Annotated in this window: 14 protein-coding genes; 13 read left to right on the forward strand and 1 reads right to left on the reverse strand. The window is 49.5% G+C overall.

The window, feature by feature from the left end:
* The first annotated feature begins 139 nt into the window (after positions 1 to 139).
* The gene (locus tag ACO9K6_RS14650; RefSeq protein WP_424768307.1) at positions 140 to 478 is read left to right on the forward strand and encodes a DUF5665 domain-containing protein; all 339 of its coding nucleotides are present in this window, start codon (positions 140 to 142) and stop codon (positions 476 to 478) included.
* 9 nt (positions 479 to 487) lie between these two features.
* Here the strand turns inward: ACO9K6_RS14650 and ACO9K6_RS14655 are convergent, their stop codons facing one another.
* Complete coding sequence (locus tag ACO9K6_RS14655; protein ID WP_424768308.1) at positions 488 to 1,210, reverse strand: TraR/DksA C4-type zinc finger protein; 723 nt, start codon at positions 1,208 to 1,210, stop codon at positions 488 to 490.
* A gap of 198 nt (positions 1,211 to 1,408) precedes the next feature.
* Between ACO9K6_RS14655 and lspA the strand changes: the two genes are divergently transcribed.
* The 12 genes from lspA to ACO9K6_RS14715 all read left to right on the forward strand — a co-directional run bounded on the left by lspA (position 1,409) and on the right by ACO9K6_RS14715 (position 15,436).
* The gene (gene lspA / locus ACO9K6_RS14660; protein WP_424768346.1) at positions 1,409 to 1,924 is read left to right on the forward strand and encodes a signal peptidase II; all 516 of its coding nucleotides are present in this window, start codon (positions 1,409 to 1,411) and stop codon (positions 1,922 to 1,924) included.
* Positions 1,905 to 2,843 (forward strand): RluA family pseudouridine synthase, encoded by a 939-nt coding sequence (locus ACO9K6_RS14665; RefSeq protein ID WP_424768309.1) that lies wholly within the window; start codon positions 1,905 to 1,907, stop codon positions 2,841 to 2,843. Before lspA ends, ACO9K6_RS14665 begins: the two co-directional genes overlap by 20 nt.
* A gap of 123 nt (positions 2,844 to 2,966) precedes the next feature.
* Entirely contained in the window at positions 2,967 to 4,202 is a 1,236-nt protein-coding gene (locus tag ACO9K6_RS14670) for an LL-diaminopimelate aminotransferase (RefSeq protein ID WP_424768310.1), read from the forward strand.
* Positions 4,203 to 4,540: 338 nt separating this feature from the next.
* Entirely contained in the window at positions 4,541 to 5,113 is a 573-nt protein-coding gene (gene pyrR, locus ACO9K6_RS14675) for a bifunctional pyr operon transcriptional regulator/uracil phosphoribosyltransferase PyrR (protein WP_424768347.1), read from the forward strand.
* Between the two features lie 2 nt (positions 5,114 to 5,115).
* Positions 5,116 to 6,009: an aspartate carbamoyltransferase catalytic subunit gene (locus ACO9K6_RS14680; protein ID WP_424768348.1), complete on the forward strand. Its 894-nt coding sequence runs from the start codon at positions 5,116 to 5,118 to the stop codon at positions 6,007 to 6,009.
* Positions 6,010 to 6,052: 43 nt separating this feature from the next.
* A complete protein-coding gene (locus ACO9K6_RS14685; RefSeq protein WP_424768311.1) occupies positions 6,053 to 7,339 on the forward strand; it encodes a dihydroorotase in 1,287 nt (428 codons plus the stop codon).
* Between the two features lie 67 nt (positions 7,340 to 7,406).
* Positions 7,407 to 8,552, forward strand: coding sequence for a glutamine-hydrolyzing carbamoyl-phosphate synthase small subunit (gene carA / locus ACO9K6_RS14690; protein ID WP_424768312.1), 1,146 nt, complete (start codon positions 7,407 to 7,409; stop codon positions 8,550 to 8,552).
* Positions 8,539 to 11,760 carry a carbamoyl-phosphate synthase large subunit gene (gene carB, locus ACO9K6_RS14695; RefSeq protein ID WP_424768313.1) on the forward strand — a complete coding sequence of 1,074 codons (3,222 nt, stop codon included), beginning with the start codon at positions 8,539 to 8,541 and terminating at the stop codon, positions 11,758 to 11,760. The genes carA and carB overlap by 14 nt, the downstream gene beginning before the upstream one ends.
* Positions 11,761 to 11,893: 133 nt before the next feature.
* Complete coding sequence (gene pyrF, locus ACO9K6_RS14700) at positions 11,894 to 12,631, forward strand: orotidine-5'-phosphate decarboxylase (protein WP_424768314.1); 738 nt, start codon at positions 11,894 to 11,896, stop codon at positions 12,629 to 12,631.
* 34 nt (positions 12,632 to 12,665) lie between these two features.
* Positions 12,666 to 13,271: an orotate phosphoribosyltransferase gene (pyrE, locus tag ACO9K6_RS14705; protein WP_424768349.1), complete on the forward strand. Its 606-nt coding sequence runs from the start codon at positions 12,666 to 12,668 to the stop codon at positions 13,269 to 13,271.
* A gap of 394 nt (positions 13,272 to 13,665) precedes the next feature.
* A complete protein-coding gene (locus tag ACO9K6_RS14710; RefSeq protein WP_424768315.1) occupies positions 13,666 to 14,397 on the forward strand; it encodes an ABC transporter ATP-binding protein in 732 nt (243 codons plus the stop codon).
* On the forward strand, positions 14,363 to 15,436 hold the full coding sequence (locus ACO9K6_RS14715; RefSeq protein ID WP_424768316.1) for an efflux RND transporter periplasmic adaptor subunit: 1,074 nt from the start codon (positions 14,363 to 14,365) through the stop codon (positions 15,434 to 15,436). Before ACO9K6_RS14710 ends, ACO9K6_RS14715 begins: the two co-directional genes overlap by 35 nt.
* The last annotated feature ends 1 nt before the right edge of the window (position 15,437 follow it).

Genomic DNA, 15,437 nt, shown 5'->3' on the forward strand with positions numbered 1-15,437 from the left:
GGGTATAGTATAGAGGGGAAAAACAAACGAATAACGAGGCCGCCTTCTGGCAGCTGCTGCAAGCGACAAGTAAGCCCGCTTGACCGCAATGGCTGAAGGGCGAGCCTCGTTTTATTGTTTGCCGAAGGGGATGCCTCTTATGAAACCGAAAAATCATGAAAACACAAAGGATATGAATGAGCTTCAGAACACATTAAACGGGCTCGATAAGCGGCTTCAAAAGATTGCCACAGAAATGGAACATACACAAATTGCGGATTATGTTCAGCTCTTGAATAGACCGCGCACCCTGATTTGGAGAAATCTCCTTGCAGGAATCGCAAGAGGTGTCGGAATCGCCACCGGTTTTACCTTCTTTGCGGCTACCATTCTTTATGTGCTGCAAATATTAGGTGCGCTTAACCTGCCGATCATAGGTGACTATATCGCGGATATTGTACGTATCGTACAAATTCAGCTTGAAGGCAAAACATATTGACACCTACTGCTAGTTGATATCCTCTTGCTCCAAACCATGATCGCCTTCGCCGTTGTGCATGTATTTCGCGTATTCGCGATTTCGTATTACAGAAACATGGCGTCCGGTAATATCAGTAGCAAGAAAGCTTTCAAGAGGTTCCACGAAGCCGTCATTCTCATATGCCTCAATGCCGACATGCTCATAATCTGTCACTTCACGATTTTCTGACATGGCAGGAGAATCCGCATTGCCCCACTGCTCGACAATTTGCCATGCGTCCTCACCATCGAAGCCATTATAGTCATCATTCTCATCCATGCTGGACCGGCCGAAGGGAGGAGTCAGAAAAAGCTCCTCCGCGGGTCTGCGCAGAGACACATGCTGACGAGGAGCGTGTTCGATACAATAGACGGTATCCGGTACAGCATCCAGACGTTCGATAGGAATCGTTTCGCCGCAGGCTCTGCAAATCCCGTAGGTGCCTTCGTCCATAGCTTTCAAGGCAGCTTCTATGCGTTCTAAATGAAGCTCCTCCTGTTCATGAAGCGCGATATCCTTTTCCCGGTCATACAGCTCAGTCGCTGTATCTCCGGGATGATTATCGATAGGAGAAAGCTCCCCGGAATGATCGCGCTGTGAGTCAGAAAGCCCGTAGTGATCACTGTCGTGGATACGGTGTTCAATTTCCTTCTGTTCATCGAGAAGTCTATCCTTAAGCAGGCTTAGCTGTGCATTAGTTGGTCTTGCCATAAGCAACGCCGTCCTTTCATGAGTAGTTATGTTCAATCTTAGCTTTAGCTGCAGCGAAGCTTTTCAGTATGGACTTCGATGGAAGAACAGGGAGGCAGCGCAGCTTAACAAGCAGGCGCTGGCTCTCATTTCATCGGATGTGCTACAATCAATAAGAATCTTTATTATGCTTGGATGCTGAGGAGTGGTTGTGTGCGTATTTATTATTATTGGATTGCCTTATTCGTATTTGTTCTGGACTATGTGACGAAAAAAATCATTGCGACGCAGATGAACATTGGAGATCAAATTAGCGTAATCAGCAATTTCTTTCTTATTACATCGCATCGGAATCGCGGGGCGGCTTTCGGCATTTTGCAAGAGCAGCGATTGTTTTTCATTATTATTACGATTGTCATTGTAATAGGCATCATTTGGTACATTCAGGCCATGCGTAAAACCGCTAAGCCTTGGCTGTTAATCGGATTAGGACTAGTACTGGGCGGAGCGCTTGGTAATTTCCTTGATCGCGCACGTTATGGCGAAGTCGTTGATTTTCTGCAATTTAACTTCGGCAGCTACCAATTCCCGATTTTTAACGTAGCCGATTCCGCAATCGTTTGCGGTGTGGCACTAATACTGATCGATACGCTGCTATCCGCTAAGGATGAGAAGAAGCGTATGGATAACGGAGAGGACAAGGATTCTAACAATCATGAGCAACAGCCCGTATAATGAGGAAGCAGTGGAATGGATCGTTGAAGCGGAGCAATCCGGCGAACGATTGGACAAGTTCGTTACCGATAGCATAGATGATGCTTCGGTATCACGAACACAGGTACAGGAATGGATTAAAGCAGGAGCCGTGAAGGTGGATGGAAAAGCGGCAAAAGCGAATTATAAGGTTGCCGAGAGCAATCGGATCGTTTTGCAAATTCCGGAGCTTGAGGATGCGGCCATTATACCGGAAGCGATTCCACTCGAGATTATTTATGAGGATTCAGACCTCATTGTGATTAATAAGCCGCGAGGCATGGTCGTTCATCCCGCACCAGGTCATTCGTCCGGGACTTTAGTAAATGCATTAATGCATCATTGCAAGGATTTGTCCGGAATCAACGGCATGATTCGTCCAGGTATTGTACATCGTATTGACAAGGATACAACAGGACTACTGATGGCTGCCAAAAATGATCTGGCGCATGTCTCACTGGCAGAACAGCTGAAGGAGCATACCGTAACCCGAAAATATATTGCGCTTGTGCACGGAAACCTGCCTCATGACCAAGGCACCATTGATGCTCCAATTGGCCGCGACTCGAACGATCGTAAGCTGTTTACGGTAACGGAGCGCAACAGCAGGCATGCCGTGACGCATTTTGTCGTACTTGAGCGGTTGGGTGACTACACGGTGGTGGAGCTCCAGCTGGAGACAGGGCGTACCCATCAAATTCGCGTTCATATGAAGTATATCGGACATCCGCTGGCAGGAGATCCCGTGTACGGTCGTAATAAAACCGTAGCATTAAATGGACAAGCCCTACATGCGGCGCTTCTCGGATTCACTCATCCAAGAAGCGGAGAAAGAAAGCAATTTGAGGTGCCGCTCCCTGCGGATTTCGAGCATGTGCTGAACAGTCTGCGATTAAGGTAATGAAAGGTAACACGTGCAAAAGTGCAAACTTTTCATTACTTTATTCATTATTTCGAGCTGGGAAGTAAGTTATTCTAAACAATAACAACGAAAATAATGTTTAATAAGGATAGGTGACACGAAATGACAGCAATTAATCAAAATTATTTGGAGCTTCAGGGCAGTTATTTGTTTTCTGAAATTGCCAAGCGTCGTACTAAGTTTATTCAAGAAAATCCGAATGCGGAAATCATTAGTCTTGGAATCGGCGACGTCACGCGCGGTTTGCCGGATGCTGTACTGAAAGCGATGCACAGTGCAGTTGACGAATTAGCGGCGCCAGGCTCGTTCCGAGGCTATGGCCCAGAGCAAGGCTATGATTTTCTCATTAACGCAATTATTGAAAATGACTATAAAGCTCGCGGCATTGAAATCGCGACAAATGAAGTATTCGTCAGCGACGGCTCCAAATGCGATGTGGGCAACATCCAAGAAATCTTCAGCGAAAACAGCATTGTTGCCGTTCAAGATCCTGTATACCCGGTATATGTGGATACGAACGTAATGGCTGGCCGCTCCGGCAAATACAATCAGGAAACAAAGCGCTATGAGAATATCGCTTATCTGGAATGTACGGCTGAAAACAATTTTAAGCCAAGCCTGCCGGACCGCAAGGTTGACATTATTTATTTGTGCTACCCTAACAACCCGACGGGCATGACGCTCACGAAGGAAGAGCTTAAGGTATGGGTAGACTATGCGAAAGCGAATAACTGCATTATTTTGTACGATTCGGCTTATGAAGCGTTCATCCAAGAAGAGGATGTGCCGCACAGTATTTACGAAATCGAAGGCGCGCGTGAAGTAGCGATTGAGTTCCGCAGCTTCTCCAAAACAGCTGGTTTCACTGGCGTTCGCTGTGCATACACGGTTGTTCCTCGCGACCTGAAGGGCCTCGATGCTGCCGGCAACGAAGTGCTGATCAATGATCTGTGGAATCGACGTCACACTACGAAATTTAATGGTGTATCCTATGTAACGCAGCGAGGTGCTGCGGCGATTTACTCCGAGGAAGGCAAGGAGCAAATCAAATCATTGGTGGATTACTACATGGAGAATGCAGCGATTATCCGTGATGGCCTTGCTTCCCTCGGTCTTGAAGTGTTCGGCGGCGTCAACGCACCTTACATCTGGCTGAAAACACCGAAAGGCATGGATTCATGGTCGTTCTTCGATAAGCTGCTGTCGGAAGCCAATATCGTTGGTACGCCAGGCGTTGGATTCGGTCAAAGCGGTCAAGGCTACTTCCGTCTAACCGCATTCGGCAGCCGCGAGAATACGGAGAAGGCAGTTGAACGTATCCGTAAGCTAAGCCTATAGTAAATTACGCTTGCCTTGTATAGCATCCGGGAATGAATCCACAATAAGCACATGCGGAAATATTCGTTTGCACTTGACATCTTTTGTCGAACGTGGGATAATTCTTATGATATACAGCAGAACCTTTAACTCAGTCCCGAGAGGCTGGCAAGGTAGCGTGAATAACAGGTTTTTAGAAGAGATGAATAGGACATCCTGTAGTGCAGCTTTCTGTGACGGAGGCTGTGGTGGATGCGCCTGATCTTTTCTTGACTGTACACAAGCTCCTTGCGAATAACGCAAGGAGCTTTTTTTGTCGCAACCAGGCGATGGGGCAAGCAAGAAAGGAGAAAGCGGGAATGACGGAGGAAGAGCATTTGGTCATCATGGATGAGACGGCGATTCGCCGGGCATTAACGCGAATTGCTCACGAGATTGTAGAGAAGAACAAAGGCATCGATGATTGCGTAATTGTGGGCATTCGAACACGCGGCATTTACTTAGCGCATCGAATTGCCGAGCGCATCAAGGAAATTGAAGGCAAGCCGGTGCTGGTGAGCGAGCTCGACATTACAAGGTACCGTGATGATCGCAAAGTGTCTATTACAGTAGATGCAGATACAGCAACAAGTGGAGAGAAGGATGGGGCTCCTCTCACCGTGCAGGACAAAAGAGTCATTTTATTCGATGACGTGCTCTACACAGGGCGGACCATTCGCGCGGCAATGGATGCGCTGATGGATTGCGGAAGACCGCAAAGCATTCAGCTGGCTGTTCTCGTGGATCGCGGACACCGGGAGCTGCCGATCCGGCCGGATTTTGTAGGGAAGAACGTGCCGACCTCCAAGCAGGAGCAAATTGAGGTCGAATTAACCGAGATCGATCAAGCAGATCAAGTAACGATCATAAATCATAGGGGGCAGGCCGGGTGACAATGACGCAGCTGAAACAACGGAGTTTGCTCGGTTTGAAGGAATTAAGCATGGAAGAAATCGAATCGATTCTCGACCGTGCGGCTTTCTGGGAAAACCATTCAACCAAAGTACACACAACATTGCAAGGCAAATTTGCCGCAAACATGTTTTTTGAGAACAGTACGAGAACGAGATTTTCCTTCGAGGTAGCCGAGAAAAGGCTTGGAACCGAGGTGCTTAACTTCTCGGCAGCTGTATCCAGCGTTCAGAAAGGCGAATCGATTTACGATACAGTCCGAACGCTGGAATCAATGGGCATTGACGTCGGTATCATCCGTTTGAAGCCGATCGGCGTTCTTGCCGAGCTGGCAACGAAAATCAAGGTTCCTTTAATAAATGCCGGCGACGGCAATAATGAGCATCCGACACAGGCGCTGCTCGATATGTATACGATGCGCAAGCATTTTGGACAACTCAAAGGGCTGACAGTCTCCATCATTGGCGATGTGCTGCACAGCCGCGTAGCCAGGTCAAACCTATGGGCTTTGCAAAAGTTTGGCGTGAACGTCAACTTCTGCTCGCCGGCTAACATGCGAACGTCTGAGCTGGATGTTAAGTATGTCGGTATAGACGAAGCTTTAAAATCGGATGTCGTTATGATGCTTCGCGTCCAGCTGGAGCGCCATGAAAGCGGCATGCTGAGCTCGGCCGAAAGCTACCGCGAGCATTACGGGCTTACAGTCGAGAGAGCGAGCAAGCTGTCTAAGCATGCGATAATAATGCACCCGGCGCCAATCAACCGCAATGTAGAAATTGATGACGAGCTGGTCGAGCATCCGCAATCGAAAATTTTTTCGCAAATGGAAAACGGGGTTCCAATCCGAATGGCCGTCATCGAACGAGCACTCAGCTAAAAGCATGAACAAAGTCCGAATAAAACCGGAGGGTGAACAAACAATGTCATTATGGATTATTAACGGTAACGTATGGAATGAAGCTTTGGGCAGCCTGGAGAGCAAGCATATTCGTGTCGAGGATGGGAAAATTGCAGCGATCGTAGACGGCAGCGCGCTGCCTGATATGGGCAGCGCGGAGGTCATCGACGCACAGGGTAAGCTGGTGTCCGCTGGTTTTATCGATATGCACGTCCATCTGCGTGACCCGGGCTTCGAATATAAAGAAGATATCGCAACAGGAACACGCTCTGCGGCGAAGGGCGGCTTCACAACGATCGCTTGTATGCCGAATACGCGGCCTGTAACAGATACGCCTGAAACGGTTCGCTACATTAAAGATAAAGCTGAACAGGCTGGCATCGTAAAAGTACTGCCTTATGCTGCAATCACCAAAAATGAGCTGGGACGCGAGCTTACGGATTTCGCCGCTTTGAAGGAAGCGGGAGCAATCGGCTTTACGGATGACGGAGTAGGCGTGCAGAACGCGCAAATGATGAAAAATGCGATGGAGCTGGCGAACTCGATGGATATGCCGATCATCGCACATTGCGAGGATGATTCCCTGGTTGAAGGCGCTTGGGCATCGGAAGGCGAATTTTCCCGCAAGCACAATCTGAAAGGCATTCCGAATGAATCCGAAGCGATCCATGTAGGCAGAGATGTACTGCTGGCTGAAGCGACTGGCGTACACTATCACGTGTGTCACGTCAGCACGGAGCAATCGGTCCGGTTAATACGGCTGGCTAAACAAATCGGAGTGCGCGTAACTGCAGAGGTATGCCCGCATCATCTTCTGCTGTCCGATGAGGATATTCCGGGTCTTGATGATGCCAATTGGAAAATGAACCCGCCGCTGCGTACGCCGCGCGATGTACAAGCGGTAATTGAAGCGTTAGAGGATGGAACGATCGACATGGTCGTAACTGACCACGCACCGCACAGCGCGGAAGAGAAGGCGCGGGGGGTACAGCTGGCGCCATTTGGAATCGTCGGCTTCGAGACAGCCTTCCCGCTTTTGTATACAAAATTTGTACAAACCGGTCAATGGACGTTAGGCTTCCTGCTGAAGCGAATGACGACAGACCCGGCCCGCGTGTTCCGTCTGCCGACTGGACGACTAGTGCAAGGAGCTCCAGCTGATCTTACAATCGTGGATCTCGGAAGCGAGCGGATTGTTGATCCAAGCACCTTTGCTTCGAAGAGCAATAACACGCCTTTTAGCGGCTGGAAGCTCAGCGGATGGCCGGTTGCGACAATCGTTGACGGCGCTGTAGTATGGTCTGAATAGCAGTCAGTAACTTGAATTTAGTTTTATAATATAGGGCTAAACCATTAACACCTGAGGAGTGATACGGATGCAAGCAAGATTATTGTTGGAAGACGGTACATTATTTACAGGTCTTTCGTTCGGCGCTGAAGCGCAAATGATGGGCGAGGTTGTTTTTAATACAGGAATTACAGGCTACCAAGAGGTTCTCTCTGATCCATCCTATTGCGGTCAAATCGTGACCATGACCTACCCGCTGATTGGAAACTATGGCATTACACGCGATGATTTTGAAGCGATTCGTCCGTTCATCCACGGCTTCGCGGTACGCCGCCATGAAGAGGTGCCGAGCAACTGGCGCGCACAAATTTCGTTAGGCCAGCTGCTTAAAGAGTACGGAATTCCAGGTATCAGCGATATCGATACACGGATGCTTACTCGCAAGCTGCGTCATTACGGAACAATGAAGGGTCTTATTACGACTGGCAATGAGCGCGTTGAGGAGCTTGCTGAGCGTCTGAATATCTCGAAGCTGATGACGGATCAGGTTGCCCGTACATCAACGCCTAACCTGTTCTCCAGCCCAGGGCATGGCGAGCGCATCGTGCTTGTGGATTTTGGCGCTAAGAGTGGAATTTTACGTGAGCTGACAAAGCGCGGCTGCGATGTCGTTGTCGTTCCGCACAACACAACAGCTGACGAAATTCGTCGCCTCGCTCCAGACGGCATTCAGTTGTCAAACGGCCCTGGGGATCCAAAGGATGTTCCTTATGCTGTGAAGATGGTGTCCGAGCTGCTTGGCGAATATCCGATCTTCGGCATTTGTCTAGGTCACCAGCTGTTCGCGCTAGCTTGCGGCGCAGATACAACTAAGCTGAAATTCGGCCATCGCGGCGGCAACCATCCGGTGAAGGATTTGTCGACAAACCGCTGCTACATCACTTCGCAAAACCATGGCTATACGGTGCTTGAGGAGTCTGTAGCAAATACACAATTGTCTATCACGCACATTAATAACAATGACCGTACCATTGAAGGTCTGAAGCATAATAAATTTCCTGCTTTCTCGGTTCAATACCACCCGGAGGCTGCTCCAGGACCTTATGATTCAAGCTACCTGTTCGATGAGTTCCTGCAAATGATTCGTACGCACAAGATTAATAACCCACAAAAACCTCGTCAAGCGGTGTTATCGGAGACGTTGAAAGGAGAGCTTCAGTATGCCCAAAAATAATGAACTCAAAAAAATTCTCGTGATCGGATCCGGTCCGATCGTCATCGGACAAGCGGCTGAATTCGATTATGCCGGCACGCAAGCTTGCCAGGCATTGAAGGAAGAAGGCTACGAGGTTGTTCTTATAAACAGTAATCCTGCTACTATTATGACCGACACGAACATGGCGGATAAAGTCTATATCGAGCCGATTACACTGGATTTTGTGTCGCAAATTATTCGTCAAGAGCGTCCTGACGGCTTGCTGCCTACACTTGGCGGCCAGACTGGCCTTAACATGGCGGTTGAGCTTGCCCGCGCCGGCGTTCTTGAGCGCGAGAATGTGAAGCTGCTCGGTACACAGCTGACGGCCATCGAAAAGGCGGAGGATCGTGACCTGTTCCGCGAGCTTATGCGTGAGCTGGAGCAGCCGGTACCTGACAGTGACATTGTTACGACAATTGAGGATGCGGTAGCTTTCGCTAACCAAATCGGTTACCCGATTATTGTTCGCCCTGCTTACACGCTTGGCGGTACTGGCGGCGGTATTTGCGCTAACGAAGAGGAGCTTCGCGAGACCGTTGCTTCCGGTATTCGTTACAGCCCGATTAATCAGTGCTTGATCGAGAAATCGATCGCCGGTATGAAGGAAGTGGAGTACGAAGTTATGCGCGATGCGAACGACAACTGTATCGTCGTCTGCAACATGGAGAACTTCGACCCGGTTGGCGTACATACTGGCGACAGTATCGTCGTAGCGCCGAGCCAAACGCTGTCCGACCGCGAATATCAAATGCTTCGTTCGGCCTCACTCAAAATCATTCGCGCGCTTAACATCGAGGGCGGCTGTAACGTACAGTACGCGCTTGATCCGCAAAGCTATCAATACTATGTTATTGAGGTTAATCCTCGTGTAAGCCGTTCGTCAGCGCTGGCTTCCAAAGCAACGGGGTACCCGATTGCAAAGATGGCAGCAAAAATCGCGATTGGCTACACACTTGATGAGCTTGTTAACCCGGTTACAGGTCAAACTTATGCTTGCTTCGAGCCAACACTCGATTATATCGTATCAAAAATCCCACGCTGGCCATTTGACAAGTTCGTTAACGCGAACCGCAAGCTGGGAACACAAATGAAAGCAACGGGCGAGGTTATGGCGATTGGCCGTACCTTCGAGGAGTCCATTCATAAAGCGGTTCGTTCGCTTGAAATCGGGACGCATCGCATTCACTTGAAGGAAGCTTCGTCGCTTGACGATGCCGTACTGCGGGCTCGTCTGGAGAAGCCGGACGATGAGCGGATGTTCCTCGTTGCGGAAGCCTTCCGCCGCGGTTACAAGCTGCAGGATATTCAAGACATGACGAATATCGACTGGTGGTTCCTGGATAAAATCCAATCGATCATTGCCTTCGAGGATCGTCTGCGCAGCGAATCGACATTGACGCAGCAATCGCTTTATGAAGCGAAGCGCAAGGGCTTTACTGACCGTTCCATCGCAGAAATTCGCCGCGAAGGCTTCCCGAACGGCAGCCATACAACGGAAGAAGATGTTCGTGAGCTTCGTTACCAGCACAACCTGAAGCCGGTATACAAAATGGTAGATACATGCGCCGCTGAGTTTGAAGCGTCAACACCGTACTACTACTCAACATACGAAGTAGAGAACGAAGTCATCGAGACGGATAAGCAAAAGGTGCTTGTCCTTGGCTCTGGCCCAATCCGAATCGGTCAAGGGATTGAATTTGACTACTCAACCGTACATGCGGTATGGGCGATTCAAGATGCCGGCTACGAAGCGGTCATTATTAACAATAACCCAGAGACGGTTTCGACGGATTTCAGCACCTCTGATCGCCTGTACTTCGAGCCATTGTTCTTCGAGGACGTCATGAATGTTATCGAGCAAGAAAAGCCGCTTGGCGTCATCGTGCAATTCGGCGGCCAAACTGCGATCAACCTTGCTGCTCCGCTTGCGAAAGCCGGCGTACGCATTCTTGGTTCCAGCCTTGAAAGCATTGACGCTGCAGAGGACCGCAAGAAGTTTGAAGCGCTGCTTCGCAGCCTGAACGTAGCACAGCCTGACGGCAGCACGGTTACTTCGGTAGACGAAGCGGTCGCTACAGCCCAAAAGCTTGGTTATCCGGTGCTCGTTCGTCCTTCCTATGTACTCGGCGGACGTGCGATGGAAATCGTATATTCCGACGAAGATCTTCTAAGCTACATGGAAATTGCGGTTAAGATCAACCCTGAGCATCCGGTGCTTATCGACCGCTATATGCTTGGCAAGGAAGCAGAGGTTGATGCGATCTGCGACGGCGATACGGTTCTTATTCCGGGTATTATGGAGCATGTTGAACGCGCAGGGGTTCACTCCGGCGATTCGATCGCGGTATATCCGCCGCAATCGTTGTCTGACGAGATTAAGCAGCAAATTGTCGATATGACGATCAGCATATCCAAAGCGCTGAATGTCATCGGACTTGTAAATATCCAATTCGTTATTCATCAGGATAAAGTATACGTAATTGAAGTAAATCCGCGTTCGTCGCGTACGGTTCCGTTCCTAAGCAAGGTGACAAACCTGCCAATGGCGAACCTCGCTACGAAAGCGATTCTGGGCACAAAGCTTGCCGACCTTGGATATACAGAAGGCTTGTGGCCGGAGGATGAATATGTATCGGTTAAAGTACCGGTATTCTCCTTCGCTAAGCTTCGCCGTGTTGACCCAACGCTGACACCTGAAATGAAATCAACAGGCGAGGTCATGGGCCGTGATGTGAAATATGCTAAGGCGCTTTATAAAGGCCTCATCGGAGCAGGCATGAAAATCCCTACCTCCGGTGCGATTATCGCGACGGTTGCGGACAAAGATAAAGAAGAAGCGACGGAGCTGCTTCGCGGCTTCTATAACCTCGGCTACAAAATTATCGCAACAGGCGGAACAGCGGCGGCGCTGGAAGCGGCAGGTCTGCATGTGACGACTGTTAACAAGCTGAGCGAGGGCTCGCCGAATATTCTTGACCTGGTTCGCGAGGGTCAAGCGCACTTTGTTGTCAATACGCTGACAAAGGGCAAAACGCCGGAGCGTGACGGCTTCCGGATTCGCCGTGAAGCGGTTGAGAACGGCGTGGTCTGCATGACATCGCTGGATACCGTTCGCGCACTGCTTGTAATGCTTGAAACGATCAACTTCTCCTCGCGCTCGATGCCTGTGCCGCAGAAGAAGTAAAAGAAGCCTACTCGGTTTATAAGCACGGCCAGCGTTAGCGGCCTCGCTTCTCACACTTTTATACAGTGTGAAGCGAGTCGCACGTATGGCCGTTTATTATGCCAATCTATAGAGAAAAAAGGAGAGATGTCGAATGATGCTGACAACTGAGCAAGCAGCCGGTAAGATCATGGTTGCGCTGGATTATCCAGATGCGGCTCCGGCGGAGCGCTTGATCGCGGAGCTGCAGGGGATTCCATGCTATATGAAGGTAGGCATGCAGTTGTTCTATGCAGCAGGCCCTGCTTTCGTGGAGAGCTTAAAGAAGCGAGGCTACTACGTTTTTCTCGATGTGAAAATGCATGATATTCCAAATACTGTAAAGGGTGGAGCGAATAGCGTTACGAGGCTGGGCGTAGATATGTTCAACGTCCATGCAGCAGGGGGAAGCGCGATGCTTGAAGCTGCGATTGAAGGTGCGGATGCTGCAATAACCGGCAGCGGTTTGCGAAAGCCTAAAATTATTGCCGTGACCCATCTCACGAGCACAAGCCAATCGATGCTCAATGAGCAGATTGGCATTGAGGGAACAGTTGAAGCAGCTGTGCTTCGATATGCGCAGATGACCAAAGCTGCCGGTCTTGATGGTGTGGTAGCTTCTCCTTCCGAAGTCGTAGCAATCAAAGCGGCCTGCGGGGCAGATTTGCTAACGATAACGCCAGGCATACGACCGAATGGTGCCGACATGAATGATCAATCGCGTATTTTGACCCCAAGTGAGGCGCATATGCAGGGAACGGATTATATGGTGATAGGCCGTCCCATCACAGCTGCGCCACAGCCGCGCGCTGCTATAGAATCTATTATTGAGGAGTTGATTTCTTGTGAGTAAACTGTCATTGACTGAGCTTCCGAAGAAAATTGCCATGAGTTTGTTGGAGATTGAAGCAGTTGCGCTTCGCCCGAATGAGCTTTTTACCTGGACCTCAGGGATCAAGTCACCCATCTACTGCGACAATCGTTTAACGATGTCTTATCCGGCAATCCGCGATCTGATCGCGGAAGGCTTCGCAACGGTTATTCGCGAGAATTATCCCGATGCTGAGATCATTGCTGGCACGTCAACAGCCGGTATACCGCATGCGGCTTGGGTAGCGCAGAAGCTGAATCTGCCTATGGTTTACATTCGCGACAAAGCGAAGGGACACGGCAAGCAGAATCAGATCGAAGGCCGCATTCTTCCTGGTCAAAAGGTAGTTGTCATCGAGGACTTGATCTCGACAGGCGGCAGCTCGCTTAAAGCAGGGCTTGCGGTTCGTGAAGCAGGCGCGGAGGTATTGTCTGTACTTGCTATATTCACCTACGAATTTGACATAGCAGCAGAAGCTTTCGCAGCAGAGCAAATGCCTCTGGCGACACTGTCGAATTACAGTGCCTTAATCGATACGGCGGTAGAGCTAGGTAAGATCGCTGCCGCTGATGTGGACAATTTGCAGGCATGGCGCAAGGATCCGCAATCGTTCGGCAAATAATAGAATGTAAAGAATGATTTTTTAAAGGGGCTGTCCCATAAGTCACGAATGTGACGGGGATAGCTCCTTTGTTTTTAATGTGCTGGGACAATTGGAGAGAACCCATTTTGTTTTTCGGCATCAAGCCGCTGTGAAGGCTGCTTCAGATGGGGTTAATCGATTTCAAAACAAGCAGCTCGCTGACAGCTTCCTAGAGATTTCGCATTTTAAAGTGAAGTAGTATATAGGAAAAGCTGTGATCGGCAAGCTGCGAAAGTATTTGCCGAAAGCAGTTTTTTTGATTTTTAAAAAGATAAAAAGTTGTTTGTAAATGACGTAACTTTTTGAACATGTCCTTCGTCTATCATGTAAGATTAGAATTATGAAAGCTGATTAAGGGGGACCGGGAGCGCTCATGACCATTCCGCAGGAAGCAGAACAATCAACTGAGCAGCAGCGTGAGCCCGCAGGAGAACGTCGCAGTCTACTTGCCGTTACGAACGTAGAGCGTACATTCCAGGTTGGCGGTTCGCCGCTGCATGTATTGAAAGGCATTCGAATGGAGCTTAAGGAGAGACAGCTTGTCATGCTTCGGGGCCGATCAGGCTCTGGAAAGACAACATTGCTTAATTGCCTGGGGGGGTTGGATACGCCAAGCAAGGGCGAAATTATGTTTAATGGTTTACCTTTTCACAGTATGAGTGACAACCAGAGAACGTTAGTAAGAAGGAAGGATATGGGTTTCATATTCCAGGCATACGCCCTCATGCCGTTGTTATCTGCATGGGAGAACGTAGAGCTCTCTCTGCGCATGGCGGGGGTGCCGCGCGGACAGTGGAAGGAAAGGGTTGCCCAGTGCCTTGAACGCGTAGGCTTGGAGAAGCGGATGCATCATCGTCCATTCGAGCTTTCAGGGGGGGAGCAGCAGCGTGTTGCGATCGCTAAGGCTATTGCCCATAAGCCAATGCTTCTGTTGGCGGATGAACCGACAGCAGAATTAGATACAAATATGTCAGCTCAAATCATGGCGGTTTTTCAAAATATTATTCGCACGGAACACGTTACAATTTGTATGACTACACATGATCCTACGATTTTGGAGGTTGCCGACCATGTCTATGAAATGGTGGACGGGAAATTTATTTAAACGTTTAATAATTGCTGTTATGAGTGTTGCGTTAATATTCGCAAGCGGGTGTTCGCTGTTGCCTGCAGAGGAAGAGGAGGAGGTATGGCCGGAAATCATGCCGCCTCAAATATCGAAGAAGCCGGAGTATGAGGTGACGACAGCCACACTGGAGACGAAGGTCCAAGTAATCGGCAAGTTGATCTCTATGAAAGAAGAGACCTTGTTCTTCACCTTGGACGGCAAGCACTTGAAAGAGCTCTATGTTAAAGCAGGAGATACGATTACAGCCGGTCAAGCGATTGGCGTGCTCGATGTTGATGATTTGTCGAAAGCGTTGCGTCTGGAAAGACTTGCTTTTAAGCGAGAGGAAATGGCTATGAAAGAAACGCTTCGCCAGCGCGATGAGATGGATCCCATCGAATTTGAGGAGAAGTCGATTGCATTCGAAGAGCGGAAGCAGAAGCTGGTCGATATGGAGGAGGAAATCGCTAAGGCGTCCTTAACGGCTCCCTTCGGAGGGACGATTGTAACCTTGAATGTACAGAAGGGCGATCTGATCAAGGCCTATGCTCCAATCGCCATCGTAGCGGATACAAGTCAAATCACGCCTGCCGCCAAGCTCTCTAAAACTGAGCTGGAGAAAGTAGCTGTAGGCATGGAAATATCAGCAAACATTACAAATGTCGGTACATTCAAAGGCACGATCCAGCAGCTGCCGATCCAGACCGATGAACAGGGTAACGGCGGGAATCCAGGCGGCCAGCCTGGCGATACGAAGCCTGAGCGTCCAGAGGACTTTATGCTTGTCAGTATCAAAGATTTGCCTAAAAACTTGAATCGCGGCATGCCGCTTTCGATCAGCGTTATTACGAAGCGCACAGAAAATGCCATTGTGATACCTCCTTCTACGCTTCGTTCAATCGGCTCCCGCACTTATGTGCAGGTGATTGACGAGGATGGCAAGCGTGAGGTTGACGTGGCAGTCGGCCAGCAAACCGCTACTCAGATTGAAATTCTGGAAGGGCTCACGCCGGGGCAGAAAGTAGTAGGTCGATAGC

The sequence above is a fragment of the Paenibacillus praedii genome (genome assembly GCF_049725345.1).
Lineage (GTDB): Bacteria > Bacillota > Bacilli > Paenibacillales > Paenibacillaceae > Pristimantibacillus.

Coding starts and splice junctions, on each gene's coding strand:
- pyrF (WP_424768314.1), top strand. CDS start 11,894: ATGATGCTGACAACTGAGCAAGCAGCCGGTAAGATCATGGTTGCGCTG.
- ACO9K6_RS14715 (WP_424768316.1), top strand. CDS start 14,363: ATGTCTATGAAATGGTGGACGGGAAATTTATTTAAACGTTTAATAATT.
- ACO9K6_RS14655 (WP_424768308.1), bottom strand. CDS start 1,210: ATGGCAAGACCAACTAATGCACAGCTAAGCCTGCTTAAGGATAGACTT.
- carA (WP_424768312.1), top strand. CDS start 7,407: ATGCAAGCAAGATTATTGTTGGAAGACGGTACATTATTTACAGGTCTT.
- ACO9K6_RS14650 (WP_424768307.1), top strand. CDS start 140: ATGAAACCGAAAAATCATGAAAACACAAAGGATATGAATGAGCTTCAG.
- ACO9K6_RS14670 (WP_424768310.1), top strand. CDS start 2,967: ATGACAGCAATTAATCAAAATTATTTGGAGCTTCAGGGCAGTTATTTG.
- ACO9K6_RS14685 (WP_424768311.1), top strand. CDS start 6,053: ATGTCATTATGGATTATTAACGGTAACGTATGGAATGAAGCTTTGGGC.
- carB (WP_424768313.1), top strand. CDS start 8,539: ATGCCCAAAAATAATGAACTCAAAAAAATTCTCGTGATCGGATCCGGT.
- ACO9K6_RS14710 (WP_424768315.1), top strand. CDS start 13,666: ATGACCATTCCGCAGGAAGCAGAACAATCAACTGAGCAGCAGCGTGAG.
- pyrR (WP_424768347.1), top strand. CDS start 4,541: ATGACGGAGGAAGAGCATTTGGTCATCATGGATGAGACGGCGATTCGC.
- ACO9K6_RS14665 (WP_424768309.1), top strand. CDS start 1,905: ATGAGCAACAGCCCGTATAATGAGGAAGCAGTGGAATGGATCGTTGAA.
- ACO9K6_RS14680 (WP_424768348.1), top strand. CDS start 5,116: ATGACGCAGCTGAAACAACGGAGTTTGCTCGGTTTGAAGGAATTAAGC.
- pyrE (WP_424768349.1), top strand. CDS start 12,666: ATGAGTTTGTTGGAGATTGAAGCAGTTGCGCTTCGCCCGAATGAGCTT.